Source organism: Bradyrhizobium sp. DOA1 (assembly GCF_001593325.1).
Taxonomy (GTDB): Bacteria; Pseudomonadota; Alphaproteobacteria; order Rhizobiales; family Xanthobacteraceae; genus Bradyrhizobium.
This window is the reverse complement of the sequence record NZ_JXJM01000001.1, coordinates 249,903-276,690: the sequence shown is the minus strand read 5'-3', so window position 1 is coordinate 276,690 and position 26,788 is coordinate 249,903. Positions and strand designations below refer to the sequence as shown.

Genomic DNA, 26,788 nt, shown 5'->3' with positions numbered 1-26,788 from the left:
CCCGACGCCCCCAAAACCAGACCGCCCGCCTGCGGGTTGCGCAGGCGGGCGGCTCGGGGCCATCAGGACTTTGGGGGCATGCGCCTGAAGGCTTTGAGAGGTGCGAACCTTCAGATCAACCCTGCGGCTGGTCGTTCGGCGGCGGGGTCGGACGCGTCTTGTGCTGCGCCATGAACTGGTCGAACTCTTCCTTGTCCTTGGCGTGACGCAGACGGTCGAGGAAGTTCTTGAACTCGACCTGCTCCTCCTCGAGCCGACGAAGCGTCTCAGAGCGATATTCGTCGAAGGCGCGGTTGCCGGAGGACGGCGGGCCGAAGCCAAAGCCGAAGCCGCGGCGCTCCATGCGGTCGCGCATGCGATCCATCTTGTACTGCATCCGCTCCATCTTGTTCTGCCAGCGATCCTGGTTGCTCCAGCACGACATTCTTCTGCTCCCGAGTGTGAAAAAGAGAAGGGCAAGTCCGATCGGCCACCAGATGATGAAGCCGAGAATGGTCACGGCAATCCAGCCGGGATGCCAGGGCGTATCGAGCATGCGAGGACGCTCGTACTGTTGGTATTGGTCCGAAGGGCCGCGCCATCGATTGACATCAGCGGTGTAGGCCATTTCCCATCTCCATCACGGCACCAGCGCCGTTGTGAATGTAAATAACATTTACATAGCTAGACGATCCCGCGATTTTGTCAAGCTGGGCGCCAGACACGGCCGCGTGATTATTTGCGCAATCTTATTTCGGCTTGCCCCAGGGGCCGCCGGGCGGCAGGCCCGAACCGGAGGACGCCTCCGGTGGCACGGGCGGCGGCTCGGCGCCCTTGCCCGCGGGACGACGCTCGGTCGGGAAGCCGAGGCCGCGCAGATAGATCAGCACCTCGGCTTCCAGCAGCTCGTCCGGCGACATCGGCAGCTTCCGTCGCGCAGCGTCGCCGCGGGAAAACAGCGAGGCCACGCCGTGCGCCATCGACCAGATGTGCAAGGCCATCATCATCGCCGGCGGCCGCGGTGTGCCCGGCGGCGTCAGCGCCGCGAGCCGCTCGGCTGCGGCGCGAATGATGTTGAATGCGCGCTCGCTGGCGGCCTGAAGCGCAGGATTGGCGTCCACCGGCACGCCCGATTCGAACATCGCGCTGTAGAAGGCGGGCTCCTCGCGGGCGAAGGCCAGATAGGCCTTGCCGACGCGCTCGAACGCGGTGACCGTATCGGGACGCCCGTCGTCCCAGACCGCAGCCAGACGCGCCTCGAACTGCTCGAAGCCGCGCTGGGCGATCGAGGACAACAGTTCGTCGCGGTCGCGGAAATGCCGGTAGGGCGCCGCCGCGCTGACGCCGGCCATGCGCGCGGCATCGGCAAAGGTGAAGCCCGCCGCGCCTTTCTCGGCGATCAGGCCGAGAGCGGCCTGCAACAGGGCCTCCTTCAGATTGCCGTGGTGATAGCCGCGCTCGGCGCGGCGCTGCTCCTTGCGCCAGCTCATGTGAACGACCTTTACATGAGCTTGGCGTGAAGGTCACTAGCGGCGATGAGGCGTCGCTGGGCCCGTAGATCCACGGATGGTGCCGGGCCCGATGCCTCGGCATCGAGCCCGGCTGCAAACTGGCGAAGCTACATCTGAGGAATCGGCAGCACGGGCATGACCTCGATCGCCTCGCCCGGAAAGATCGCAAAATGCGGATGGTTCTCGAACAGCTTTGCAGCTTCCTCCTGCGAGGCGGCGCGCACCACCGTGAAGCCGGTCAGCGCATTGCTGATCTCGGTGATGCCGCTTCGGTCGATCCTGCGGGTCTTGCCGAGCGGGCCGCCCATCTCGACGATGACGGCCTGATGCTTCTCGACCCAGCCGTGCCAGGCGGCCATGCCCTCCTGCTCCTTTGCCTTCCGTTCAGCCTCGGGCAGCGCACGCCAAGCCGCCATTTTCGCTCGCTCATGCTGCCGAGATAGACGGCGAGGAATTTGTGTTTGGTGCTCATCGGTCTCTCCCTTGTTGATCTCTTGACGACCACCGCGGAATTCTCCGCGGCCGGCTACTTCCTCAGATCGTCCAATCCGGCTGCGGCCTGCTGCACGTCGGGCGGAAAGTCGCTCATTTCCTGCACCTGCCGGATTTCGACGATTTCGTTCGGCGAGGCCGGGCACTTCTTCGCCCAGGCGATCGCCTCGGCGCGCGAGGCGACCTCGATCATCCAGTAGCCGCCCAGGACTTCCTTGGCCTCCGCGAAGGGGCCGTCGGTGACGACGGGCTCGCCGGTTGCGAACGAGACGCGCGCGCCCATGGAGGGCGGGTGCAGGCCGTCGAGCGTGATCAGCACGCCGGCATCCTTCAGCGCCTCGTTGTAGCGCATCATCGCTGCGACATGCTCGGGATCGAGTTGAACGTCCGGCGGCGCGCTCTCGTAGCCGAGCGGGATCATCAGCATCATGAATCGCATGGGTGGTGTCCTGGGTTCAGTCGAAATGGGTGGCAGCCGTGGGCCGGCGTTCACCTCCAAGACGAACGACCTCTTGCGAATCCGACAAGCGAGCGGAAATTAATTGGGACCAACCGGCGAGCGGCCATCTGCTGGGCGCCCGGTGAGCGCGAGCCTGAAAAAATAATGCAGCCCAGCTCCGTACAGTTACGGGAGCTCTATGAACCACAGCGTGCATATAAACTCAAAATTCTCGTGAGTTGAATTGGATAGACAACACACGTGAAAACACGGGAGCAGCAGCAACCGCGAAGGAATTTACCGTTTGGTCAAGAAGGTTGGGCAAATTTTTCGTCTACGGAAACGCCGAACGGCAATCCTTCATTCTTCATCGGGCTATTGCGAGGCTTACGTGTTCAATTTCCAAAGCAAGAAAGTCAGGCACGCCGTCGCGGAGGTCGAGGCACTCGACCGGTCGCAGGCCGTGATCGAATTTGGTCTCGACGGCACCATCCTGGATGCCAATGAGAACCTGCTGAAGATGAGCGGCTACACGCTGGCCGAGATCAAGGGCAAGCATCACAGCATCTTCGTCAGCCCGGCCGAGCGCGAGAGCGCCCGCTACCGCGATTTCTGGGCCAGCCTGAACCGCGGCGAATTCCAGACCACGCAATACAAGCGTTTCGGCAAGGGCGGGAAGGAAGTCTGGGTCCACGCCTCCTACGCGCCGCTGCTCGACGAAAACGGCAAGGTGGTCAGCTTCATCAAATTCGCCACCGACATCACGGCGTACAAGATGAGGACCATGGAGGACGCGGGCAAGCTCGCCGCGATCAGCCGTGCGCAGGCCGTGATCGAGTTCAACATGGACGGCACCATCGTCACCGCCAACGAGAATTTCCTCAACGCGATGGGCTACTCGATCGACGAGATCCAGGGCAAGCACCACAGCATGTTCGTGACGCCGGAGGATCGCGCCGGCACGGCCTATACCGACTTCTGGGCGCGGCTGAACCGCGGCCAGTTCGAGGCGGCCGAATACAAGCGTCTCGGCAAGGGCGGCAAGGAAATCTGGATTCTGGCGACCTACAACCCGATCCTCGACGAGATGGGCCGGCCATTCAAGGTGGTGAAATTCGCCACCGACGTCACCGCGCAGAAGATGAAGGCGGCCGACAATGACGGACAGCTCGCCGCCATCCAGAAGTCGCAGGCGGTGATCGAGTTCAACATGGACGGCACGATCCGCACAGCCAACGAGAATTTCCTCAAGGCGATGGGCTATTCGCTGACGGAGATCAAGGGCCAGCACCACTCCATGTTCGTCGAGCCGAACGAGAAGAATTCGGCGGCCTATCGCCAGTTCTGGGATACCCTCAACCGGGGCGAATACCAGGCCGCCGAATACAAGCGGATCGCCAAGGGCGGGCGGGAGATCTGGATCCAGGCCTCCTACAACCCGATCTTCGATCTCAATGGCAAGCCCTACAAGGTGGTGAAATACGCCACCGACATCACCGCGCAGGCGATCGGCCGCAAGAAGGCCGACAATGCGCGCGGGCTGATCGAGGCTGTCGCCGCCGGCAGCGAGCAGATGAGCGCCTCGATCCACGAGATCTCCGAGACCATGGCGAAGTCGCGCGAGACCTCCAAGGTCGCGACGACCAGGGTCGAGTCCGCGGATGGCCAGGCACAGAAGCTGGCCGCAGCGGCGCAGGCCATGAGCGGCATCGTCGAGATGATTTCGGGCATCACCAGCCAGATCAACCTGCTCGCACTCAACGCCACGATCGAGTCGGCGCGCGCGGGCGAAGCCGGCCGCGGCTTTGCAGTGGTCGCCTCCGAAGTGAAGAGCCTCGCGAACCAGGCCAAGCAGGCGACCGACACGATCACCTCCGAGATCGACGCGCTGAACGTCATCTCGGGCGACGTCGCCAGCTCGCTCACCGCGATCAAGGCTGCGATTGCCGGCGTCAACGAGTTCATCGCGTCCACCGCTGCCGCGGTCGAGGAACAGAGCATCGTGACCTCGGACATGTCGGCCAACATGCAGCGGGCCTCGGCGGAGCTGGCTTAGGCGTCATCCTCGTCATCTCTATCGCCGTCATCCCCGATTTTGCGTCAGCCTGCCTCGAAGGCTGGGAGGTCGGCCGCACCGCTGTAGCCCCCTTCCGCGCCGGGACGAAAGCACAGTAAAAGGAGCCTGCACGCGACGCACCCTCTCGACACAGGACGGATCCACCCATGCCGCAAGCCCCGCAAAAAGTTGCCCTCGTCACCGGCGCCGCGCGCGGAATTGGTCTGGCGACAGCGAAGAAGTTTCTCGCCGAGGGCTGGCGTGTGGCGCTGCTCGACATTGAGGGCGAGCTGCTCGGCCGCGCCGTTGCCGAGATCGGCCAGGACGAGGCAACGCTGGCGCTGACTTGCGACGTTTCGGATGCAGCCGCGGTGAGTGCGGCAATGACGATGGTCGAGCAACGGTTCGGCCGGCTGGACGCGCTCGTCAACAATGCCGGCATCGCGGTGTTCGCGCCGCTGATGGAGACGTCGGAGGCCGACTGGCGCCGCGTGCTCGAGGTCAATCTCACCGGCCCGTTCCTCTGCACCAAGGCCGCGGTGCCCCTGATGCGCGACGGCAATGGCGGCGCCATCGTCAACATCACCTCGATCTCCGCGGTGCGCGCCTCGACGCTGCGCTCGGCCTACGGCACCAGCAAAGCGGGCCTCGCCCATCTCACCAAGCAGCTCGCCGTCGAGCTCGCCTCGCTCAACATCCGCGTCAACGCGGTCGCGCCGGGGCCCGTCGACACCGCGATGGCGAAGCAGGTGCACACCAAGGAAATCCGCGCCGATTATCACGACGCTATCCCGCTCAACCGTTACGGCCTGGAAGTGGAGCTCGCGGACGCGATCTACTTCCTGTGCTCGGCGAATGCGAGCTACATTACCGGTCAAATTTTGGCCGTTGATGGCGGCTTCGATGCCGCGGGTATCGGCTTGCCGACGCTGCGCGGGCAACGGCGCAACGGGTAGGACCTGTACGGTGGGTTAGCACGACGGCTGCGCGAAGCGCCGGCTGCCGGGCCGTACCCACCTCTTCTCACGCGGCGCCAAGATGGTGGATTACGCTACGCTAACCCACCCTACAATATCCAGTTGGTGGAGGCTTCATGCCACGCGTCTCATTGCTCAAAGCCCTGATGCTTGCAGCCACGCTGCTCGTCTCTGCGCCCGCGGCCGCCGAGATCCGCATCCTCCAGTCGCCCGGCGGCCAAGTCGGGCCATTCCTCGATCTGTTCGAGAAGGTGCGCGAGAGCGGCGAACGCGTCGTGATCGACGGTCCCTGCCTGTCCGCCTGCACGCTGGTGCTGAGCATCGTGCCCGGCGAGCGCATCTGCGTCACCAAGCGTGCGGTTCTCGGCTTCCATGCCGCACGCTCGGTTGACCGGCGCGGGCGCTTCTATGCCGAGCCGGAAGCATCGGTCGCGGTGCTCGACGCCTATCCCGGCCCGGTGCGCGATTGGATTAGCCGTCGCGGCGGTCTCACCTCGCGGTTGCTGCTGCTCAAGGGGCGCGATCTCGCCGCGATCTATCCGCGTTGTCGCTGACGAGGTTGGGAGCTGCCGCGCGTGTGATGTGAATGGGCTCTGTGAACCGCGTCACATTGAAGGCGATTGCTTGGCGGTTTACTCGGCTGACTCGAGGCCATACGCCGGGTTCCCTGTGCTCGCATGCAGCGTACGCACCGGGAGATTTGCGCCATCAGGCGCTGGCTTCCGTTCAGAAGAGAGTCTGTATCACCGGTGCCAGCTTCGCGCTGGCGCAGATGAGCATTCCCCAAAGAGCAAAGTTGATCTGTAGCGCCGCCGCCATCGGTCGCTCCCCTGACAAGTGACGTCCATCCCAGTTTGTAGCTTTTATGAATCACCAATAGCGATTCTGGCGGGCAGATCACAGCCCAATATTGCGTCAATTGTTGTGCGATGCAGTTGGCGTGATTTCACGAAGCGGCCGCACTGCTCCCGCAAAGTGATGCGTATCGTCAGTTCATTACATGGCCGTGCCGGCCAACTCGTTTGCCTTAAGTTCCATTTCACCGACGCGATGCAAGCCTTCCCGCGTGGATCTTGCGCATCGCGCAGCGAACTTTGGGTCCGGCTGATGCGATACGGCTTTATCTTGCTCACTTTCTGCACAACGCTGCTTGGCTGTGCAGTCGCACTGGCCCAGGAGCGCCGTCCGATCGCGTGGGATGGCCTCGGCCAGGACCCCAACAAGAGCGCGAACCGCGTTCATGCCGCGAAGCGGCCGACAGCGCCCCCTGCGGCCGCAGCGAGTGATCCCAATCAGGATCGGGAACGCGTGCTCGGCACCTTGCGGCCTTATTCCGAAGCGTGGTGGGCGGTCCACGACGAGATCGAAGCGGAGAAGGACAGGCAGCTCGGCACCAAGCTCGTGATCTGTCCTCGCTGCGTGCAACCGTCATCGCCGCAGGGGCAGGAGGTAACCGGCTCGATCCGGTGAGACCACGGCGGATCGGCGCGCGACGGAACGATCCCATGCGCGTCCCCTCTCCCGCAGCATGGAGAGAGGGAACCGCAACTCGATCAAACATGTGCGCAATCGCGCATCACATTCCTTCGGCCGGACAGTTCACCATCCAGGGAATGCCGAACTTGTCGACGCACATGCCGAAGCCCTTGGCCCAGAACGTCTTGCTGAAGGGCATGTTGACGGTGCCACCGTCGGCGAGTGCGTTGAACTTGCGCTCGCCATCGGCGGCATCCTTGACCGTGAGCGAGATCGCAAAGCCCTGCGGCTTGTGAAAATGCTCGGCCGGCGAGTCGGAGGCCATCAATACGCTGCCGTCAGGCAGTGACATCCGCGCATGCATCATCATCTTCTCGCGGCCGGGTGTAGCTGGAACCTCCGGTGGCGCGTCCGATGAACGCATCATCGCCTCGATCTTGCCGCCGAGAACCTTGGCGTAATAGTTGAACGCGGCTTCGCAATTGTCCTGATAGAACAGATAGGGATTGAGCATCGTTTCTCTCCTCTTCTTCGTTGGCAATGAAATCTATTGCTTCTCGGTGAGCTTCTTCAGGCTGGCGAGGCCGGTCTCGAAATCCTTGCCGATCATGCTGTCCATGTTGATGAACACCTGCATCACTTTGGACACGAACGGGGCCGGACCGTCCATGGTCCATGTGACCAGTGTGCCATCGCCTTGCGGCACAAAGGTGAACTCGGCGGTGTTGTGACCCTCGAACGGACGCTCGAAATCGAGCTTGATGCGAAGCTTCGAGGGCGCATTCGCCTCGAGGATCTCCATGTGTCCGGCGCCGACATTGTTGTTGCCGTCCCAGGCATAGGTCGCGCCCTTGCCTTCGGCGGCTCCGCCAAAAGTCCGCTTCATGGCGGGGTCTCGGTTTTCATAGGGCGACCAGGCGGTCCAGCGGCGGAAATCGGCGACGACCGGATAGATCGCACCGGCCGGCGCTTTCACGGCGAGACTGCGCTCGACGCGGAATGTGTCGGGTTTCGTCAAGGCAAAGACGAGGATTCCCGCAAGCCCGGCTGCAAGGACGATGGCGATGATGGCAATGGCTTTCAGCATGGGTCACTCCCTGGACACGGGATTAAGACGAAAGGGGATGGCTGGGGCCGACACGGCCGGATGATTTTTTCGTCATGGCCGGGCTTGTCCCGGCCATCCACGTTCTTGTTGCGGATGAACGTGGATGCGTGGGACGAGCCCGGGCATGCCGGCGCGGTAATAGCTCGCCCTACTTCACCTTCGCCTTGCCCGACACCACCCCCTTCGGCTGGCTATCCCGGATCAGGCGATCGAGATGCATGCGGATGTGGGCGGCCTCCGCGGACGTATTGGCAAGCGCAATGGCGCGATCGAAGGCGATACGAGCCTCCTCGTTGCGGCCAAGCTGCATCAGGAAGGCGCCGCGCACGCCATAGAAGTGGAAGTAATTGGCGAGCTTCGGCGCCAGCGGCTCGATCAGCTCGAGCGCAGCCTCTGGCCCGCGCACCTTGGAGACCGCGACCGCGCGGTTGAGCGTCACCACCGGCGAAGGCTGCACCACTTCGAGCGCGCCGTAGAGCAGGTCAATCTGGGTCCAGTCGGTCTCCTCCGGCGTCGCTGCGCGCGCATGCAGCGCGGCGATCGCGGCCTGGATCTGGTAGGGTCCGCTACGGCGGTGGCGCATCGCCTTGTCGATCAGCGCGAGGCCTTCCGCGATCATGGTGCCGTTCCACAGCGAACGGTCCTGGTCGTCGAGCAGGATGAGCGACCCGTCCGCCGCAAAGCGCGCGGCGCTGCGCGCATGTTGCAACAGGATCAGCGCCGTCAGGCCCATGATCTCCGGCTCACTCTGGAACAGCCGCAGCAGCAGGCGCGCCAGCCGGATCGCCTCTTCGCACAGCGGCTTCCTGATTTCCGCGGTGTCGCCGCTCGCCGAATAGCCCTCGTTGAAGATCAGGTAGATCATCGCCGCAACGCCGGCGAGCCGCTCGGAGCGCTCGATCGCGCCGGGCGCCTCGAACGGGACGCCGGCGTCGGCGACCTTGGCCTTGGCGCGCGTGATACGCTGCTCCATCGCCGCTTCCGAGACCAGGAAGGCGCGCGCGATCTGCTTCACCGTGAGACCGGAGACGATACGCAGCGCCAGCGCGATCTGCTGCGTCGCCGGCAGCTGCGGGTGGCAGCAGATGAACATCAGCCGCAAGATGTCGTCTCGGTAGTGCGAGCCGTCGAGCCGCTCGGCAAGCGCACCCTCGGCATCATCGAGATCGGAGATCGCCTGGTCGTCCTCGGGCAGTGGTTGCTGCTTGCGGGCGCGGCGGACTTCGTCGATGGCGACGTTGCGGCCCACCATGATCAGCCAGGCCGCGGGATCGCGCGGCGGCCCGTTCTGCGGCCAGGTTTTCAGCGCGCGCAGGCAGGCGTTCTGAAAGGCTTCCTCGGCCGTATCGAGATCGCGGAAATAGCGCAGCAACGCGCCAACCGCCTGAGGTCGCGCCGAGGTCAGCGCAGTCTCGATCCAGGCGGTGTCGGCCTCGCTCACGTCAGATTTCCTCCGGGCCTGAATACGCCGACGGGACGCACCTCATAGGCGCCGCCGGGATTGGCGGCTCCGAGGTCGCGCGCGACATCGAGCGCGTCGTCGAGGTTCTTGCAGTCGACGATGTAGAAGCCGAGCAGTTGCTCCTTGGTCTCGGCATAGGGGCCGTCGAGCACCAGCGGCGGGTCTTCCTTGCGCAGCGTCGCCGCCGCCGTGGTCGGCAACAGTCGAGCAACCGGGCCGAGCCGGCCCTGGCTGGTGAGCTTCTCCTGCACCACGGCGAGCTTCTTCATCACGGCCTCGTCCTGCTCCTTGCTCCAGGAGCCGACGAAGTCCTCGTCGTGATAGCAAAGGATCGCATAAAGCATGGGCAGCACCTTCTTGAACTCTTGTTTTTAGGACGATCCACTATGCCCCGCCCCGACAGGACTGCGGAAAAAATTTGCAAGAAAAATCCGCCAGATCGTGCCAAGGAGGGCCTTCTCAAGCGGAACTCCACGAGGCACTTCGAATGACCAAAGGCACACTGGCCGTCCTGATCAACAGCATGCAGCAGAACTGGACGCCGGAGCGCTGGAAAGCCCGGTTCGACGCAGTCTGCGGCGGCCGCCCCGTGGCGCTGCTGCCCAATTCCGCGCTCGATCCAGCCGAGGTGCACTATGCCGCTGTGTGGAAGCCGGTGCCTGGCGATCTCGGCGCGTTCCCCAACCTGCGTGCGATCTTCAATCTGGGTGCCGGCGTCGATGCGCTGATGGCGGACAAGAGCCTGCCTGACGTGCCGCTGGTGCGCGTCGCCGTGCCCGACCTGACCAACCGCATGACCGAATATGTCGTGTTGCACGTGCTGATGCACCACCGCCAGGAGCTTTACCTGCGGGAGTCGCAGCGCGCGAAGCGCTGGGAGCCGACCTATCAATGGCCGGCCAGCGCCATCACTGTCGGCATCATGGGATTGGGCACTCTCGGCGCCGACGCGGCCGATGTGCTGCGCAGGCTCGGCTTCCGCGTTGCCGGCTGGAGCCGCAGCCCGCGCACGATCGACGGTGTCGAATGCTTCCATGGCACGGCCGGGATGGACGCGTTCCTGCGCAAGACCGACATCCTGGTCTCACTGCTGCCGCTGACGCCCGACACGCATGGCATCCTCAACCGCGACGTCTTCGCCAAACTCAACCGCAACGGCCCGCTCGGCGCACCGGTGCTGATCAATGCCGGCCGCGGCGGCTTGCAGAACGAAACCGACATCCTGGCCTGCCTCGACGACGGTACGCTGGGCGCCGCCTCGCTCGACGTCTTCGTGCAGGAGCCGCAACCGAAAGACAGCCGGTTCTGGACCCACCCCAAGGTGGTGCTGACCCCGCACAATGCCGCGGACACCGACGCGGACGCGATCTCGGCCTACGTCGCCGAGCAGATCGCACGCTTCGAGGCGGGCGGTGCGCTGGAGAACGTGGTGGATCGGGCAAGAGGGTATTAGAGGCTCGCCAGCTCTACACACTCTCTGTCGTCCGCTGTCCGGAACGACAGCTCAGGTTTTCGGCCCAGCCCCCACCATGACGTCGATCGCGCCCTTCACGATCGCCTCGAGCTCCTTGCGCGGAACGCGCGCACGGGAGCGGATGGCGATGGTGTGGATGGTGGCCGAAGCGATCTGCGCCAGCGCGAATGGATCGGCGCTCTCCGGCAGCTCGCCTTTCTCCTTGGCGCGGCGGAAGCAACTTGCAAAAGCCTTGTCAAGACCGGTAAGGCCCTCGAGCACCAGGGCGCGGATCTCGGGATCGCCAACGGCTTCGGACGCGGCCGTCACCACCGTGAAGCAACCGCGCGGGCCGGTGTCGCCGGACAGATAGATGTCCAGCGCGGCGGCGTAGATGCGTTCCAGCCGCGGACGTACCGGCATCTCCTGGCGAAAGATATCGACCATCGCCGCGCCGGCTTGCTCGCGATAGCGCTGGTAGCTCTTGATGTAGAGCTCGCGCTTGTCGCCGAAAGCGCCATAGAGGCTCGGACGATTCATCCCCGTCGCCTCGCTGAGATCGTCGAGCGAAGTCGCGGCAAAGCCCTGCTTGCGGAACAGATCGAGCGCGCGGCCGAGCGCTACATCGGGCTCGTAGGCACGCGGACGGCCGCGGCGCTTGGGTTCGGCGCGCCGCGCGGGTGCATTGGCAGCAGCTGGCGGCTTCGATTTTTGTACCATTCCGCAAATTAATCCTTGACCGCCTTCATACTATGCAAGATGGTACAAAAATCAATCTGGCCAGGTTGAGCGACACTCCGAAAAGTCACATCGAGGAATTGCCCAAGGAGGCTACAGATGGATCTCTATTTCTCGCCGCTCGCCTGTTCGATGGCGACCCGCGTCGCGCTGTACGAAGCCGGCGCCGAGGCGAATTATCTCGAAGTCGATCCGCCGTCCAAGAAGGTGCTGAACGACGGCTCCGACTTCCGTACCGTGAATCCGATCGGCCTCGTGCCGACGCTGCGCACCGACGAGGGCGTGGTGCTGACCGAGAACGCGGCGATCCTGCAATATGTCGCCGACCGCTTTCCGCAATCCGGCCTCGGCGCCGCCGGCATCGAGCGCACGCGGCTGCATCAATGGCTCTGCTTCATCGGCACCGAGCTGCACAAGAGCCTGTTCGTTCCCCTGCTCGACCGCAAGGCGCCGCAGGAGGCCAAGGCCTATGCGCTGGAGAAGAACCTGTCGCGGCTCGACTATCTCGACAACCATCTCAAGGGTCGCGACTTCCTGCTCGACCATTTCAGCGTCGCCGACGCCTATCTCGTCACGGTCATCAATTGGACCATGGCGACCCCGCCGGTCGAGCTCGCGAAATGGCCGAACCTGAAGGCCTATCACGACCGCCTGCGTCAACGGCCATCGGTTGCGCGCGCGATCGCGGAGGAGTTCGAGCTGTACAAGGCCGAGCTGGCGCGGAAGAAGGCGGCGGCCTAACCGAGAATGTCGTCGTGCCCGGGCTTGTCCCGGGCATCCACGTTCTTCGTACCGAGAACAAGGCGTGGATGGCCGGGACAAGCCCGGCCATGACGGTGTTGAAGCTTCGGCGTCCCTATTTGGAGCCGGGGCGATGTAGAGTCTACCCGTACAGCACGCGCGGCAGGATCGTGACGATGCCGGGCCAGAGCGTCAGCAGCAGCACGAAGCCGATCATGATGACCAGATACGGCAGCGTGACGCGCGCAATGTAGCCGAGCCCGTCAGACGCCAGCGCGTCACTGCGCGTACCCATAAACTGCAGCTGCATTGTCCGAAGAGACGAAGCCGCTTTCGACGTCGTCCTTGACCGCCGCGCGCTCGCGCGTCGCGGGATCGCCGATGCCGGCGCCGCCGGGCGTCAGCACCACCAGCCGGTCGTCCGGCGGCACTTGCTGAAAGCCTTTTCCGCGCAGCTTCTTGCCGGACTTGAGGCCGACATAACCGGCCTCGCCGTCCTTGCCGCCATCGCGGCCGCGCGGCGGATGATCGATCCGGTCGAATGCGGCCAGAATGTCGAATGGCGCATCAACGCCGCTGCCGACCTCGATGATCTGGCCGAGGCCGCCGCGGGTGCGCCCTGCCCCGCCGGAATCCGGGCGCAGCTCCTTGCGCCAGAAGATCAAGGGCGTCTGCGTCTCCGCGATCTCGACCGGCGTGCCGCGCACGCCGCTGGGGTAGGCCGTCGCCGACAGGCCGTCTTTGCCGAAGCGCGCGCCGGTGCCGCCATTGGAGGTCACCGCCATCGAGAACCCGTAATTGCCGCCGGCGCCGCTTCGCGTCTGGCCACGCACGTTGAGATTCCACAGGCACGAGGTGCCTTCGGCCGGCACGCGCTCGGGAATGATCTGGCGCAGGCAGCCGAACACGACGTCGGGCAGCATCTGACCGATGACGTGGCGCGAGGCGACAGGCGCCGGCTTCGGCGCATTGAGGATCGCCCCCGCCGGCGCCGACACCGTCAGCGGCGAGAGCGAGCCAGCATTGTTCGGGATCTGCGATGCGACGACGCAGCCGAGGCCGAACACGGTATAGGCCGTGGTGTAAGACAAAGGCACATTGATGCCGAACCTGGAGGCTGCGGAAGTGCCGTCGAAATCGACGTGGATGCCTTCATCCGAGATCGTCAGCGTCGCCGCGAGCGTGACCGGCGCATCATAGCCGTCGACGACCATGGTGTTGCGCCAGCTGCCCTTCGGCAGCTTGGCGACCTCGGCGAGCACGGCCTCGCGCGAGCGGTCGCAGATGTAATCGCCGAGCTCGTCGAGCGTGTCGATGCCGAACTCAGTCATCATCTCGACCAGGCGCTCGCAGCCGACGTCGTTGCAGCCGGCGAGCGAATAGGTATCGCCCTCGGTATCGATCGGTAGCCGCGTGTTGGTGCGGATCATCGCCATCAGCGTCTCGTTGACGACACCCTGGTCGATCAGCTTGAGCATGGGGATATAGAGCCCCTCCATGAACACGTCGGTGGCGTCGGGCCCGAAGCCGATGCCGCCGATGTCCATGAGATGGCTGGTGCAGGAGAACAGCGCGACCGGCTTGCCGTTCTTGAAGCAGGGCGTGGTGACGACGAAATCGTTGAGATGGCCGGTGCCCATCCAGGGATCGTTGGTGATGTAGGCATCGCCCTCCTTCATCGTCTCGATCGGGAAGTGCGCAATGAAATGCTTGACCGATTCCGCCATCGAGTTGACGTGGCCGGGCGTGCCGGTCACCGCCTGCGCCAGCATTCGGCCCTTGAGATCGAACACGCCGGCCGAGAGATCGCCGCATTCGCGCACGATCGGGCTGAACGCGGTGCGGAGCAGCACCTGCGCCTGCTCCTCGACCACGGCGATCAGCCGGTGCCACATGATCTGGAGGTCGATCAGGCTCGCGCCGTTTGCCTTGCTCATGATCAGGCCGCCTTCCGTTCCATGACGATGCTGCCGGCACCGTCGATATGCGCATCGAAGCTGGTAGAGACGAAGGTCGAAGTCTCGTCCTCCGCGATCACGGCGGGGCCTGCGATGGTCGCGCCCGGCGCCATGTCCTCGCGGCGGTAGAGCGGGATCTCGATTACCTCGCCTGCGCGGCCGTCGAAGAATTTGCGGCTGCCGATGGCCTTTTCCGCCGGCTTGCGCGCGACGGCGGCGACCGCGGAGGGATTGCGCGCCTCCGTCGTGGCGAGCACCGACCAGCTCAGCACCTCGATCGCCGCGCCCGGGATCGGCCGCTCGAACATCGCGGAATAATCCGCCTCGAATTTCTGGCGCAGGCCGGCAAGATCGGCCGTCGTCAGCCGCCGGTTCGGCAGCTCGACCGAGATCTCGTGACCCTGCCCGACATAGCGCATGAAGGCGGCGCGGCGCTCGCGCACCGGCGCGCCGGCAGCACCCGGCTCGACCAGCGCCCGCGCCTCGCTCGCCATCTCCTGCAGGAGATCGGAGACCGCCTCGGTGTCGAAATCATCGAGCCGGACGTGACGGCTGCGCACCAGCTCATAGGCGATCGGTGCGGCGAGGAAGCCGACGGCCGAGCCGACACCGGCATTGGACGGCACGATCACGCGGGAGACACCGATCTTCTCGGCGACGCGGGCCGCGTGCAGCGGGGCTGCGCCACCGAAGGCGATCAGCGTGTGCTGGCCGACGACCGCCCCACGCTCGACCGCATGCACGCGCGCGGCGCTCGCCATGTTCTCGCAGACGACTTCGTGCACGGCATAGGCCGCGGTTTCCGCCGACAGGCCGAGCGGCGCACCGACGTCGCGCAGCAGCGCCTGTTTCGACAGCTCCGGATCGAGCTTGATCGTGCCGGCCGCGAAGGCATCAGGGTCGATCATGCCGAGGGCAACGTCCGCATCCGTCACCGCCGGACGCTGCCCGCCGCGGCCGTAGCAGGCCGGTCCCGGCTCCGATGACGCACTCTCCGGCCCCACGGTGACGCGTTTCATTGCATCGACATGCGCGATCGAGCCGCCGCCGGCGCCGATCTCGACCATCTCGATCACGGGGATGCGCACCGGCAGGCCGGAGCCCTTGAGGAAGCGCGCGGCGCGATCGACCTCGAACACGCGCGAAGTCTCGGGCTGGTACTTCTCGATCAGGCAGATCTTCGCGGTGGTGCCGCCCATGTCGAAGGACAGCACCTTGCTCTCGCCAAGACGCGCGGCGATCTGCGCCGCGAAGATCGCACCGCCCGCCGGACCGGATTCGACGAGGCGCACCGGAAAACGCCGCGCCGTCTCGATTGACGTCACGCCGCCGCCTGACGTGACGAGGTAGATCGCACCGCGGAACTGCTCGACCTGCAAGGCGTCGGCCATGCGGGCGAGATAACCGTCGATCAGGGGTTGCACATAGGCATTGGCAACCGCAGTGGAGGTGCGCTCATATTCGCGAATCTCGGGACATACCGCCGAGGACACCGTCACGGAGATGCCGGGCATCTCCTCGGTGATGATCGCAGCCGTGCGCCGCTCGTGCTCGGGATTGGCATAGGAGTGCAGGAATGCGATCGCGACGCTCTCGACGCCTTGTTCACGCAATTTAGGCGCGAGTGCGCGCACCGCCGCTTCGTCCAGCGGGAGCCGGACGCCACCGTGCGCATCGATACGCTCGGGCACGGTGAAGCGAAGGCTGCGCGGCGCCAGCGGCTTCGGCTTGTCGATGCTGAGATCATATTGATCGTAGCGGCTCTCGGTGCCGATATCGAGCACGTCGCGGAAGCCGTCCGTCGCGATCAGCGCGGTTTTCGCGCCGCGGCGCTCGATGATGGCGTTGGTGGCGAGCGTGGTGCCGTGAATGAAGACGTCGATGTCGCTGATATGCGCGCGCGCATCGGCAAGGATGAGGCGCATCCCGTCCAGCACCGCCTGCTCGGGCCGCTGCGGCGTCGTCAGCACCTTGCGTGTCTTCCGATCCTGTCCCACGTCCAGCACGATGTCGGTGAACGTGCCACCGATATCGACGGCAAGCCGTACCTCGGCTCCCTCAAGCATTCCAAATTCTCCGCGCTGATCATCAAGACTGAGACTGAAAGCGCAGCAATTTCCATGCCATGGACGACGGGGACAACGCCGCGCCCGGCTATTCTGCTTGGCACCTATGCAATAGGCAAGACGTGTTCGTGGTCGGCGCGATCAGAGCAGGAATGCGAGCGCCGTCTCGCAGCGCTCCTCGACCTTCAGCGTCAAGAGATCGTCGGCGCGGGTGCGGCCGAGATTGACTGCCGCAATCGGAATGTTGCGCTGCGCGGCAGCTTGTACGAAGCGAAATCCGGAATAGACCATCAACGAGGAGCCGACCACGAGCATGGCGTCGGCCTGCGCCAGATGATCCCGCGCAACAGCGACGATGTCGCGCGGGACGTTCTCGCCGAAGAACACGACGTCGGGCTTGAGGATGCCGCCGCAGACTTCGCAGGCCGGAACCTGGAAAGACGAAAAATCCTCGTGCTCGAGATCAGCGTCACCATCAGGCGCATCGGCCGCATCGAGCGTCAGCCACCCCGCATTCGCCCGGCCAAGCGCGTGCTGAAACTCATCGCGCGGCATCTTCGCCCCGCAACCCATGCAGCGAACCAGGTCGAGCCGTCCGTGCAGATCGATCACCTGCCGGTGGCCGGCGGACTGATGCAGGCGGTCGACGTTCTGCGTCAGCAGCATCCCGCACCGGCCGTTCGCCTCGAGCCGGGCCAGCGCATGATGCGCATCATTCGGCCTCGCCTGGCCGAACCGCCGCCAGCCGATCAGGCTGCGCGCCCAATAGCGCCGGCGCGTATGCTCGTCCGACATGAAAGCCTGGAAATTGACCGGCTGGGTCCGCTTCCAGTTGCCGTGGCTGTCGCGGTAATCGGGAATGCCCGAATTGGTGCTGCAGCCGGCGCCGGTCAGCACGAACAGCCGTTCGTACCGGCCAATGAAATCCTGGAGCGGCGGGGTTGCCGGCGGAGCATTCGTCATGGCGCATGATGTAGGTCGTGCGGGCTCGTTTTGCCAGATCACGGCAATCCCGGCGCATGGCGACCTCGCGTAGCCCGCTAGCGCGGGGACCGCCGCCCCGTGAGATCGAACGGCCGAGGCTTCTCCTGTCCAGCCTTGCGAGCGGCTTGCTGCAGCGTCAGCCGGAATTCGTCCCGCTTCTCGTGGACCGAGGCGATCGCATGACCGACTGCAACGCCGAGGCCGACCAGTGCGGCTTCGGAAAGCTGCAGGCTCGCCTCGATGGTTTCCGGCACTGCATCGGTTGCGCCGATCGCATAGAGATGGCGGGCATGATCGGCGTCCCGCGCACGCGAAACGATCAGCACGTCCGGCCGCACCGCGCGAATCCGCTCGACGACGGCATCGATCGCGGGCCGCGACTGGACAGTGATGATCACGCCGGTTGTCTGCATCAGGCCGCAAGCTTCGAGGAAGCCCGGCTCCGTCGCATCGCCGAAAAAAACCTTGTGACCATCACGGCGGTCGCGCGCCACGCCGATTGGCTCGTGATCGACCGCGATGTAGTCGAGGCCATGGCTGGTCAGCAGCGAGCAGACGACCTTCCCGACGCGGCCATAGCCGACCACGATGGCCTGCGCCCGGTCGCCGGGCGGCCGAACCGCCAGCTCGGGATCGGGCGAACGCTCGGGGCCCAGCTTCGCGGCCAATCGTCGTCCGAGCATGCCGAGAAGCGGCGTCAAGGCCATCGTCACCGCGGTGATGGCGACGGCAAAGCTCGACACGCGCGGCTCGATCAAGCCGCTGGCCACCGCCATTCCAATGCTGACGAAAGCGAATTCGCCGACGGGACCCAGCAGGAAGCCGATCTCGATCGCCGCCGCCCAGGAGAGCTTGAAGAGCCGGCCGAGGAGGATGACCACGATCGCCTTGCCGGCGAGAATGCCGATGACGGCGGCCAGCAGCCAACCGGGCTCGCGCATGAATACGCGGAAGTCGATGGCCATGCCGACGGTGAAGAAGAAGATGCCGAGCAGCAGGCCCTTGAACGGCTCGACGGTGGCCTCGATGGCCTTGCCGTACTCCGTTTCCGCCAGCATCAGTCCCGCAACGAAGGCTCCGAGCGCCATCGACAGTCCGGCCTGATGCGCGGCCAGCCCTGCGCCGACGATGACGAACAGGGTCGCGGCGACGAACAACTCCGTCGAATGGGTGCCCGCAACCATCTGGAACAGCGGACGCATCAGCAGCCGTCCGACCAGAGTGAGGAAAGCGACCGCCAGCGCTGCCTTCAGGATCGCACTGGAGATGTGCGCCACGACGGAGCCACCAGTGCCCGCGCCGAGCACCGAGACGAAAACGAGAATGGGGACCACGACGAGGTCCTGCGCCAGCAGCACCGAGAAGCTGGCACGCCCGGAAGAGGTGGAAAGCCGCCTCTCGTTGGACAGAAGCTCGAGCACGATCGCCGTCGAGGACAGCGCGAGGCTGGCGCCGAGGATGACGGCGGTGTCGGAGCTCTGTCCGGCGAGCAGCGCCGCGCCGAAAATCATGGCTGAGGTCACCAGCACCTGCAGGCCGCCGAGCCCGAACACCAGGCGCCGCATCGTGACGAGCCGCCGGAAGGACAGCTCGAGCCCGATCAGGAATAGCAGGAACACGATGCCGAGATTGGCGATCCCCTCGACGTTCTGCGCATCCGCCACCGTGAACCAGTACAGGAACGGGAGATCCTTGACGAGCGAGCCGAGCCCGAGCGGACCGAGGATGGCGCCCGCACCGAGATAGCCCAGCACCGGATTGATGCCCCAATGCCGGACAATCGGCACCACGACGCCGGCGGTGCCGAGGACCACCAGCGCGTCACTGTAGGCATTGATGTTGATGGTTGTGGTCACGAGTCCTTCACGTGTCGGCACTCGCCAGTAGCGGCAGCGTCGTCCACGGTCGATAGCACACGGCGCCGCAGAGGCCCAAACGGCCCTGACCTCCTCTGCGGCGCGCAGTGCACGCGGTAAAAAGCTGACGTTCAGCTCGCCCAGTTCTCCCGGAATTCCGGGAACAGCGTCAGGCCGCCACAGGCATAGATGGTCTGCCCGGTGATGTAGCTCGCCTCGTCGGAGGCAAGGAAGGCGAACACGGCGGCGATCTCTTCCGGCGTGCCGACGCGCCCCATGGGGATGTGGGAGGTGACGACGCCGCGCTTTGCGGGATCGCCGGTCCAGGCCGCGTTGATCGGCGTGTCGATCGCGCCGGGACCGACCGCATTGACGCGGATGCCCCGGCCGGCGAATTCGAGCGCCAGCGTGCGCGTCAGATTGGCCATGCCGCCCTTGCTGATGGAATAAGCGAGATAGCCGGGCTTCGGGATGATCTGGTGCACGCTGGAGCAATTGATGATGCTGCCGCCTCCGCCGCGCGCGACGAAATGGGCGAGCGCCTTCTGCGCGCACAGCACCGCGCCATTGAGGTTGACGTCGATGATGCGGCGATAGGTTTCGACGTCGAGCGCCTCGCTCGGCGATTCCCGCTGGAAGCCGGCATTGTTGACGAGACAGTCTAGGCGCTTCCAGCGCGACAGGACGGTCTCGAACATCGCGGCGATGTCCTGCTCGTTGCCGACATCGGCCTTGACCACGACATGGTCGAGCCTGCCATGGCCGCGGTCGGCAGCTGCCGTTCGCGCCAGCGCGAGCGTCTCCTCCGCGGCTTCAAAACTGCCGAAATAATTGATGGCGACGGTCGCACCTTCCTGGGCGAGCCGGATGGCAACGGCACGGCCGATGCCTTGGGAGGCGCCGGTCACCAATGCGTATTGGCCGACGAGACGCGAGGGAAAGGAGCTTGAGCGATCGGTTTGCGGCATGAGAGATCTCCAGGGGATGCGTGATCATCGACGGAACCGGCGCTTTGTTCCATCCCTCAACGCATTGTGCACTTCAGTCGGCGTGCGGGGCGCGCGTCAGGGTCAGGATCTGGTACAGGATGATGGCGCCGAAGGTTGCCGTGCCGATTCCGCCGATCGTGAATGCACCGAATTTGAGCGTGAGATCGCCGGCGCCCGCAATGAGCGCCACCGCAACGGTGATGAAGTTCGCGGGATCCGCAAAGTCGACCTTGTTCTCGACCCAGATCCGGCCGGCCATCGCCGCGATCAACCCGAACAGCACGATCGACAGGCCGCCGATGACGGGACCCGGGATCGACAGGATCAGTGCGCCGAATTTCGGCGAGAAGCCGAGCAGGATCGACACAAGGGCGGCGAAGGCGAACAACAAGGTGGAATAGACCTTCGTCGCCGCCATGACGCCGATGTTCTCGGCATAGGTGGTGACGCCGGTGCCGCCGCCGCTGGCGGCCACGATGGTCGCAAGGCTGTCGGCAAACAGGGCGCGGCCGAGATAGCGATCGAGGCTCCGGCCCGTCATGGCGCCGACGGCCTTGATGTGCCCGAGGTTCTCGGCGACGAGGATGACCGCTACGGGCGCAATCAGGAAGATGGCATCGGCCTGGAACGTCGGCGCGGTGAAGCTCGGCAGGCCGAACCACGGCGCGGCCGCCAGTTGCGCAAAGTCGATCGGCTTGCCGAAACCGAGGGCGTTCGCGAACAGCAGATACAAGAGATATCCGCCGATTGCGCCGACAATGATCGGCAGGCGGCGCCACAGGCCCGGCGCGGCGACGGCAACCACACCGATGATCAGAACGGTTGCGAGCCCGATCCAGGTGTCGAATGCACCTGCGCTCACCGCCTTCACCGCCACGGGCGCGAGGTTGAGACCGATCGCAGCGACCACGGCGCCGGTGACAGCCGGCGGCAGCAGCCTTTCTACCCAGCCGACCCCCGACCACATCACGACCAGCGAAATCAGGCCGTACAGCACGCCGGCCCCGACGATGCCGCCGAGTGCAACCGAGATGTTCGGGTTCGGCCCCTGCCCCGCATAGCCCGTGGCGGCAATGACGACGGCGATGAATGCGAAGCTCGAGCCGAGATAGCTTGGCACGCGCCCGGCGACGATGACGAAGAAGATCAGCGTGCCGACGCCGGAGAACAGCACCGCAACATTGGGGTCGAACCCCATCAGCAGCGGCGCAATGATGGTCGAGCCCGACATGGCGACGCAATGCTGGAGACCGGAGACGACCGTCTGCCCCCAGGGCAGCCGCTCCTCCGGCATGATCACGCCCGAGGTCTTGAGCGTCCAGCGCGGAAAATAGCCTTGCGCTTGCTCGTCGGAGCCTGATGCAGTCGCCATGTTCCCCCCCATTTGCGGTGCAACGATCGATGTTCGTGCGATCCGACAAAAATGTGATTGTCACTTCTGCGGCGGCCATCACATGGTGCAGGCCAAGCAGGAGCCAAATCCTGCAAGATCAATGCGTTCCGGGGCACACTCTATGACACAAGTCGCGATCCAGCCAGCCGTCCTCCGTCGGCGCCAACCCTGGTACAAGATCCTCTACATCCAGGTCCTGATCGCGATCGCGCTCGGCGTGCTCATTGGCTACCTCTATCCGGATCTCGGCAAGGCCTTGAAGCCGCTCGGCGACGGTTTCATCGCGCTGATCAAGATGATGATCGCGCCGGTGATCTTCTGCACCGTAGTGCACGGCATCTCCTCGATGGGCGACCTCAAGCGCGTCGGCCGGGTCGGGCTGAAATCGCTGATCTATTTCGAGACCGTCTCGACGGTCGCTCTCGCCGTCGGCTTGCTCGTCGGTGAGATTCTCCAGCCCGGGCACGGCTTCAACATCGATCCCGCCACGATCGATCCGAAATCGGTGGCGACCTACGTCACCAAGGCCCACGAAGAGGGCATCGTCGCTCATCTGATGGCGATCATTCCCGACAGCTATCTGGGCGCCATCGCACGCGGCGATCTCCTGCAGGTGCTGCTGATCTCGATCCTCTCGGGCTTCGCCATCGCCTTCCTCGGCAAGGCCGGCGAGCCCATTGCGGACGCGATCGACAAGGCCGCGAAGATGTTCTTCGGCATCATCCGCATCATCGTCCGCGTGGCCCCGATCGGCGCCTTCGGCGCCATGGCGTTCACCGTCGGCGCCTACGGTCTCGGCTCGCTGCTCAACCTCGCGGCCCTGATCGGCACGTTCTATCTGACCAGCATCCTGTTCGTGCTGATCGTACTTGGCGCGATCGCGCGGCTCGCCGGCTTCTCGATCCTGCGCTTCATCGCCTACATCAAGGACGAGCTGTTGATCGTGCTCGGCACCTCGTCCTCGGAGACGGTGCTGCCGCAGATGATCCAGAAGATGGAGCATCTCGGCGCCTCCCGCTCGGTGGTCGGCCTCGTCATCCCTACCGGCTACAGCTTCAACCTCGACGGCACCAACATCTACATGACGCTGGCGACGCTGTTCCTGGCGCAGGCGACCAACACTCATCTGACCATCTGGCAGGAGCTCGGCATCCTCGGCATCGCCATGATCACCTCGAAGGGCGCATCGGGCGTCACCGGCGCGGGCTTCATCACGCTCGCCGCGACGCTCTCGATCGTGCCCGACATCCCGATCCAGTCGATCGCGATCCTGGTCGGCATCGACAAGTTCATGAGCGAGTGCCGCGCGCTGACCAATCTGATCGGCAACGGCGTCGCCTGCGTCGTCATCAGCCTCTCCGAGGGCGAGCTCGATCGCGACGCGCTGCACGAGACCATGGCGCACCCGCTGGAGATCGGCGAAGCCTTGGAGCCTGGCGGTGGCGCAACCTCGTAGTCCCGCTGCAGGGCAGTCCCGACCCGACGCGGTAGTTTCCCGGAGTAGCAAATTGATGCGACACGAGTCACAACAATGGCGTTAGGATCACGGATTGATACTCAGTTTTTCCGCCCGACGCGCTGGGGGCAGGGCGTCGGGCTTTTGAAAATCTTCGCCACATTTTGACCGGGCGGTGGGATCAGATGATCCTACCAATGGCGCGCGTCCCGGCAGCAAGATCGAGCCGTCGCGTGATCCCGATCGCCTGCAGGAACGCCTCGTCGTGGCTGACGACGAGCAGCGCGCCGTCATAGGCTCTCAAGCCAGCTTCAACGGCCTCGATCGACTCGATGTCGAGATGATTTGTCGGCTCGTCCAGGATCAGCAGGGACGGCGGCCTCGTCCCGCCCAGCACGCAGGCAAGCCCCGCACGGAACATTTGACCACCACTCAGGCTGCCGGCGACTTGCAACGCTGCATCGGCGCGAAACATGAACCGGGCCAGCGCGGCATGGCACGCATTCGCGCCCGCCGCTGGATTGAGGCGGCCGAAGTTCTCCAGGATCGATAGAGCGGGATCAAGCAGGCTGACCTTCTGATCGAACAGCGCGAAGTCGGGCCTGACCCGCACAGTGCCGGCAACGGGGCGCAACTCGCCAGCAATGAGCTTCAGCAGCGTGGTCTTGCCCGAGCCGTTGGGCCCGACCAATGCAACACGCTCCGGCCCGACCATCGTGAACGACAGATCGTGCAAGACCGGCTGCTCCCGTCGATAGCCGGCGCTGACGCCGTCGAGCCAGACCACTTCCCTCCCGGCGGGCAGGCCGGTCACAGGTAGCTTCACCGATAGCGGCTGAAGAACCTCGATACGCCGGCGTGCGGTGGCGATCGCTTCCAGCGCGTTCGCCCGCCGCCGCTCGGCGATTTGCGCATTCTTGCCGCCGCTATCCTCGCTGCGATCCCTGCGTGCACCGGCCAGGATGCGCGGCATGTCGCCCTTCGCCTGTTTCTTCTTGCCGCCGCTGTCCTTGCGCGCTTTCCGCTCGGCGGCTTCCTGGGCCTTGCCATCGATCTCGGACAGGCGCCGCTCGGCATGCGCGAGATCGTGCCTGACGGAAGCGAGCTCGATTGCCTTCTGCTCGCGGTAACGGCTCCAATTGCCGCCGTATCGTGTTGCGCCCAGCGACGTCAGCTCGACGATCGCATCCATCGTCTCGAGCAAATCCCGGTCGTGGCTGACGACGATTGCGCCGCCATGCCAGCCGGCAAGGAGGTCGGTCACCGCCTCGCGTCCGTCGCGGTCGAGATTGTTGGTGGGCTCATCGAGCAGAAGGAAATCAGGCTCGGCAAACACCAGCGCAGCAAGACGGACGCGCGTGATTTGGCCGCCGGACAAGCACGAGAGCTGCGTCTCGGGCGATGTATCGAGGCCGAAGCGCGCCAGCGCGGCCTGAAGCCGTGCTTCGAGCGTCCAGTCGATCCCCGCGATGTCGTCGGACGAGGCAACGCCCCGCTCCGCGCGGCGCATCAGCTCCAGGGCCGGCCGCACACCGAACAGATCAGCCACCGTGTTATCTGCAGGCGGTTGAACGCCTTGGCGCAGCAAGCCGATGGTGCCATTGATCAAAACACGCCCCGACCCGGGAACATGCTCGCCCAAGATCGACGCAAGCAGCGTCGTCTTGCCGACGCCGTTGCGGCCGACGAGACCGGTGCGCTCGGCCGCGAATGTCAGATCGATGCTGGAAAGAAGAGAACGGCCGTCAGGCGTGGACAGCGAGAGGTTCGACAGGATGATCGAAGCAGGCATGGAATTCCCCGTGAGCAAGGCGGATGGGCGTTGCGGTCGAGGTAAAATCCATGGCTGCGAAGTTCCTGATTGAGTGCCCTCTAACTAGTCCTGCAAAAGCGCAAGATCAAGCCGCTGTTCGAGGGAACGACAGCGCCGCGGAAAGCGCTGTCGTCGATAGGCCGGCGATCAGCCCTTGAGCGCGGTGACCACCACCTCGATCAGCGCGCGACCGCCGAGGTCGGCGACGCCGACGGTGGCGCGGGTCGGCAGGTTGTCGCCGAAGAACTCGGTCCAGGCCGCGTCCATCTCCTTCTTCTTGGAGAGGTCCGTGACGAAGATCGATGCGCTGACGACGCGTGACTTGTCGGTGCCCGCTTCCTTCAGATAGCCGTCGATCTTGCCGAGGATGTTTCGGGTCTGCTCGCCCATCGAGACCGACGTGTCGTCGGCAATGGTGCCGCCGAGGAAGACGAAGCCGTTGGCTTCGACGGCGCGATGCATGATCGGCGTGCGGATGCTGCGGGTGATGCTCATGATGTCCTCTTGTTGTTAGAGCGTGGTGGGATGGAAGCGGTCGATGCCGAGATCGCTGACACGAGTCTGGGTGCCGCCGTTCACGATCAGCTCTGCCATGACGGCGCCGGCGCCGGGGCCGAGCTGGAAGCCGTGCAGCGAGAAGCCGAACTGGTGATACAGGCCCTTGTGACGGCTGCTGGGCCCGAACACGGGAATATCGTCCTTCATCTTGGCTTCGATACCCGCCCAGGCCCGCACGATGGTGGCGCTGCGCATCACCGGAAACAGCTCGAACACGGTCTGCGCGCTGGTCGCAAGGCTTTTCCAGTCGAGCACCGTTTCGTTGCGGTCCTGATAGGGCATTGCCAGATGGCCGCCGCCGATCAGAACGGTGCCGTTGGAGAATTGCTTGAAGGACAATTTGCGCCCGCGCAGGATCACGACGGGATCGATGAAGTGCGGCACGCGCGAGGTGATCATCAGCATCGGCGCCACGGTCTCGACCGGAACCGGCTCGCCGAGCGCGGCCGCGATTGTCCCGGCCCAGGCGCCGGCGGCGTTGACGAGAACCGGTGCGGCATAGGTATCCGGGCCGACGTCGACATGCCAGAGGCCGCCACTGTGACGGATATTGCCGCCCGCCATGCCCTCGCGCACGGTCGCACCTAACTGCTCGGCCTTGCGACGGAAGGCAGTCGTCGTCTGCGCCGGACTGGCTGCGCCGTCGCGGCGCGAGACCACGCCGCCGGGGCAGGTCTCGGCAACCGCCGGAACGAGACGCCGCAGCTCAGTCGCGTCGATCAGCTCTTCATGGGTGAAGCCGAGCGCGTTGAGCTCGGCCACGCGCGCGCGGCAAACCGCGAGTTCCTCCTCGTTTTCCGCAACCAGCACCTGGCCGTGGCTCTCGAAGCTGCAATCGTCGTCGAGGAGATCCGATATCTTCTCCCAAATCTCCATCGAACGGATCGAGAGCGGTATTTCGGGGATGTGCCGCGCGAGCTGGCGCACGCCGCCGGCATTGACGCCGGAGGCGTGACGGCCGGCATAGTCCTTCTCGATCAGCAACGGCTTCAAACCGGCAAGGCACAGATGCAGCGCCGTCGAGCATCCGTGGATGCCGCCGCCGACGACGATCGCATCCACATTTTTGGTCATCCGCGCACCACCGCCTTGACGTCCGCCTCGCTCTTCGGGACGGCGGCGAGCTCGGCGAGCGTGATCGGCTTCACCGGCGCGCGCAGTCGATAGTAGCCGATCTCCTGCGGCGTCTTCCCACGCGCTTGCGCCATCAGCTCGGTGACGGTGAGGCCGCAGAGCCGGCCCTGGCACGGACCCATGCCGGTGCGGCGATAGGCCTTGAGCTG

General features: G+C 64.8%; 25 protein-coding genes and 2 pseudogenes. 7 read left to right on the top strand and 20 right to left on the bottom strand.

Annotated features, from left to right (window positions below; genetic code table 11):
• Window positions 1–115: 115 nt before the first annotated feature.
• The 4 genes and pseudogenes from SE91_RS01280 to SE91_RS01265 form a co-directional block, all read right to left on the bottom strand.
• Entirely contained in the window at window positions 116–607 is a 492-nt protein-coding gene (locus tag SE91_RS01280; RefSeq protein WP_008546357.1) for a DUF2852 domain-containing protein, read from the bottom strand.
• A 121-nt stretch (window positions 608–728) separates the two neighbouring features.
• Window positions 729–1,469 carry a TetR/AcrR family transcriptional regulator gene (locus SE91_RS01275; RefSeq protein WP_060737116.1) on the bottom strand — a complete coding sequence of 247 codons (741 nt, stop codon included), beginning with the start codon at window positions 1,467–1,469 and terminating at the stop codon, window positions 729–731.
• Window positions 1,470–1,597: 128 nt separating this feature from the next.
• A pseudogene (locus SE91_RS01270) lies at window positions 1,598–1,962 on the bottom strand (YciI family protein).
• Window positions 1,963–2,016: 54 nt separating this feature from the next.
• The gene (locus tag SE91_RS01265; RefSeq protein WP_061846296.1) at window positions 2,017–2,421 is read right to left on the bottom strand and encodes a YciI family protein; all 405 of its coding nucleotides are present in this window, start codon (window positions 2,419–2,421) and stop codon (window positions 2,017–2,019) included.
• A gap of 391 nt (window positions 2,422–2,812) precedes the next feature.
• On the opposite strand from SE91_RS01265, the gene SE91_RS01260 reads away from it, so the two are divergent.
• The 4 genes from SE91_RS01260 to SE91_RS01245 all read left to right on the top strand — a co-directional run bounded on the left by SE91_RS01260 (window position 2,813) and on the right by SE91_RS01245 (window position 6,924).
• A complete protein-coding gene (locus SE91_RS01260; RefSeq protein ID WP_061846295.1) occupies window positions 2,813–4,477 on the top strand; it encodes a methyl-accepting chemotaxis protein in 1,665 nt (554 codons plus the stop codon).
• A gap of 167 nt (window positions 4,478–4,644) precedes the next feature.
• Window positions 4,645–5,433 (top strand): SDR family NAD(P)-dependent oxidoreductase, encoded by a 789-nt coding sequence (locus tag SE91_RS01255; protein ID WP_060737117.1) that lies wholly within the window; start codon window positions 4,645–4,647, stop codon window positions 5,431–5,433.
• A gap of 137 nt (window positions 5,434–5,570) precedes the next feature.
• Complete coding sequence (locus tag SE91_RS01250; RefSeq protein ID WP_061846294.1) at window positions 5,571–6,008, top strand: hypothetical protein; 438 nt, start codon at window positions 5,571–5,573, stop codon at window positions 6,006–6,008.
• A 550-nt stretch (window positions 6,009–6,558) separates the two neighbouring features.
• Window positions 6,559–6,924, top strand: a complete 366-nt coding sequence (locus SE91_RS01245) for a hypothetical protein (RefSeq protein ID WP_061850856.1) — start codon at window positions 6,559–6,561, stop codon at window positions 6,922–6,924.
• Window positions 6,925–7,030: 106 nt separating this feature from the next.
• On the opposite strand, the gene SE91_RS01240 is transcribed toward SE91_RS01245, so the two are convergent.
• The 4 genes from SE91_RS01240 to SE91_RS01225 all read right to left on the bottom strand — a co-directional run bounded on the left by SE91_RS01240 (window position 7,031) and on the right by SE91_RS01225 (window position 9,844).
• Complete coding sequence (locus tag SE91_RS01240; protein WP_061846293.1) at window positions 7,031–7,444, bottom strand: VOC family protein; 414 nt, start codon at window positions 7,442–7,444, stop codon at window positions 7,031–7,033.
• Between the two features lie 33 nt (window positions 7,445–7,477).
• On the bottom strand, window positions 7,478–8,017 hold the full coding sequence (locus SE91_RS01235; RefSeq protein WP_061846292.1) for an SRPBCC family protein: 540 nt from the start codon (window positions 8,015–8,017) through the stop codon (window positions 7,478–7,480).
• A gap of 169 nt (window positions 8,018–8,186) precedes the next feature.
• A complete protein-coding gene (locus tag SE91_RS01230; RefSeq protein ID WP_008546385.1) occupies window positions 8,187–9,479 on the bottom strand; it encodes an RNA polymerase sigma factor in 1,293 nt (430 codons plus the stop codon).
• On the bottom strand, window positions 9,476–9,844 hold the full coding sequence (locus tag SE91_RS01225; protein WP_008546388.1) for a YciI family protein: 369 nt from the start codon (window positions 9,842–9,844) through the stop codon (window positions 9,476–9,478). The genes SE91_RS01230 and SE91_RS01225 overlap by 4 nt, the downstream gene beginning before the upstream one ends.
• Window positions 9,845–9,987: 143 nt before the next feature.
• Here SE91_RS01225 and SE91_RS01220 point away from each other — a divergent pair, with 143 nt between their 5' ends.
• Window positions 9,988–10,953 carry a 2-hydroxyacid dehydrogenase gene (locus SE91_RS01220; protein ID WP_061846291.1) on the top strand — a complete coding sequence of 322 codons (966 nt, stop codon included), beginning with the start codon at window positions 9,988–9,990 and terminating at the stop codon, window positions 10,951–10,953.
• Between the two features lie 51 nt (window positions 10,954–11,004).
• Here the strand turns inward: SE91_RS01220 and SE91_RS01215 are convergent, their stop codons facing one another.
• Window positions 11,005–11,673 (bottom strand): TetR/AcrR family transcriptional regulator, encoded by a 669-nt coding sequence (locus tag SE91_RS01215; protein ID WP_060737119.1) that lies wholly within the window; start codon window positions 11,671–11,673, stop codon window positions 11,005–11,007.
• A gap of 117 nt (window positions 11,674–11,790) precedes the next feature.
• Between SE91_RS01215 and SE91_RS01210 the strand changes: the two genes are divergently transcribed.
• Window positions 11,791–12,432 (top strand): glutathione binding-like protein, encoded by a 642-nt coding sequence (locus SE91_RS01210; protein ID WP_060737120.1) that lies wholly within the window; start codon window positions 11,791–11,793, stop codon window positions 12,430–12,432.
• A 142-nt stretch (window positions 12,433–12,574) separates the two neighbouring features.
• On the opposite strand, the gene SE91_RS35840 is transcribed toward SE91_RS01210, so the two are convergent.
• The 7 genes from SE91_RS35840 to SE91_RS01180 all read right to left on the bottom strand — a co-directional run bounded on the left by SE91_RS35840 (window position 12,575) and on the right by SE91_RS01180 (window position 21,657).
• Window positions 12,575–12,727, bottom strand: coding sequence for a hypothetical protein (locus tag SE91_RS35840; protein ID WP_156489401.1), 153 nt, complete (start codon window positions 12,725–12,727; stop codon window positions 12,575–12,577).
• Window positions 12,711–14,369 (bottom strand): hydantoinase B/oxoprolinase family protein, encoded by a 1,659-nt coding sequence (locus tag SE91_RS01205; protein WP_061846290.1) that lies wholly within the window; start codon window positions 14,367–14,369, stop codon window positions 12,711–12,713. Before SE91_RS01205 ends, SE91_RS35840 begins: the two co-directional genes overlap by 17 nt.
• A 2-nt stretch (window positions 14,370–14,371) precedes the next feature.
• On the bottom strand, window positions 14,372–16,456 hold the full coding sequence (locus SE91_RS01200; RefSeq protein ID WP_061846289.1) for a hydantoinase/oxoprolinase family protein: 2,085 nt from the start codon (window positions 16,454–16,456) through the stop codon (window positions 14,372–14,374).
• Window positions 16,457–16,597: 141 nt separating this feature from the next.
• Complete coding sequence (locus tag SE91_RS01195) at window positions 16,598–17,419, bottom strand: NAD-dependent protein deacetylase (protein ID WP_061846288.1); 822 nt, start codon at window positions 17,417–17,419, stop codon at window positions 16,598–16,600.
• A 77-nt stretch (window positions 17,420–17,496) separates the two neighbouring features.
• Entirely contained in the window at window positions 17,497–19,296 is a 1,800-nt protein-coding gene (locus SE91_RS01190) for a cation:proton antiporter domain-containing protein (RefSeq protein ID WP_061846287.1), read from the bottom strand.
• A gap of 131 nt (window positions 19,297–19,427) precedes the next feature.
• Window positions 19,428–20,264, bottom strand: coding sequence for an SDR family oxidoreductase (locus SE91_RS01185; protein ID WP_061846286.1), 837 nt, complete (start codon window positions 20,262–20,264; stop codon window positions 19,428–19,430).
• Between the two features lie 73 nt (window positions 20,265–20,337).
• Entirely contained in the window at window positions 20,338–21,657 is a 1,320-nt protein-coding gene (locus SE91_RS01180; RefSeq protein ID WP_061846285.1) for a solute carrier family 23 protein, read from the bottom strand.
• 142 nt (window positions 21,658–21,799) lie between these two features.
• On the opposite strand from SE91_RS01180, the gene SE91_RS01175 reads away from it, so the two are divergent.
• Window positions 21,800–23,134 carry a dicarboxylate/amino acid:cation symporter gene (locus SE91_RS01175; protein WP_061846284.1) on the top strand — a complete coding sequence of 445 codons (1,335 nt, stop codon included), beginning with the start codon at window positions 21,800–21,802 and terminating at the stop codon, window positions 23,132–23,134.
• 181 nt (window positions 23,135–23,315) lie between these two features.
• Here the strand turns inward: SE91_RS01175 and SE91_RS01170 are convergent, their stop codons facing one another.
• From SE91_RS01170 to SE91_RS01155, 4 genes and pseudogenes are all read right to left on the bottom strand, one after another.
• Entirely contained in the window at window positions 23,316–24,926 is a 1,611-nt protein-coding gene (locus SE91_RS01170; RefSeq protein ID WP_061846283.1) for an ABC-F family ATP-binding cassette domain-containing protein, read from the bottom strand.
• Window positions 24,927–25,094: 168 nt separating this feature from the next.
• Window positions 25,095–25,442, bottom strand: coding sequence for a RidA family protein (locus SE91_RS01165; protein WP_061846282.1), 348 nt, complete (start codon window positions 25,440–25,442; stop codon window positions 25,095–25,097).
• Window positions 25,443–25,457: 15 nt separating this feature from the next.
• On the bottom strand, window positions 25,458–26,579 hold the full coding sequence (locus SE91_RS01160) for an NAD(P)/FAD-dependent oxidoreductase (RefSeq protein WP_061846281.1): 1,122 nt from the start codon (window positions 26,577–26,579) through the stop codon (window positions 25,458–25,460).
• Window positions 26,576–26,788 (bottom strand): annotated as a pseudogene (locus SE91_RS01155) (FAD/NAD(P)-binding oxidoreductase); the annotation flags it as partial. The pseudogene SE91_RS01155 and the gene SE91_RS01160, both read right to left, overlap by 4 nt.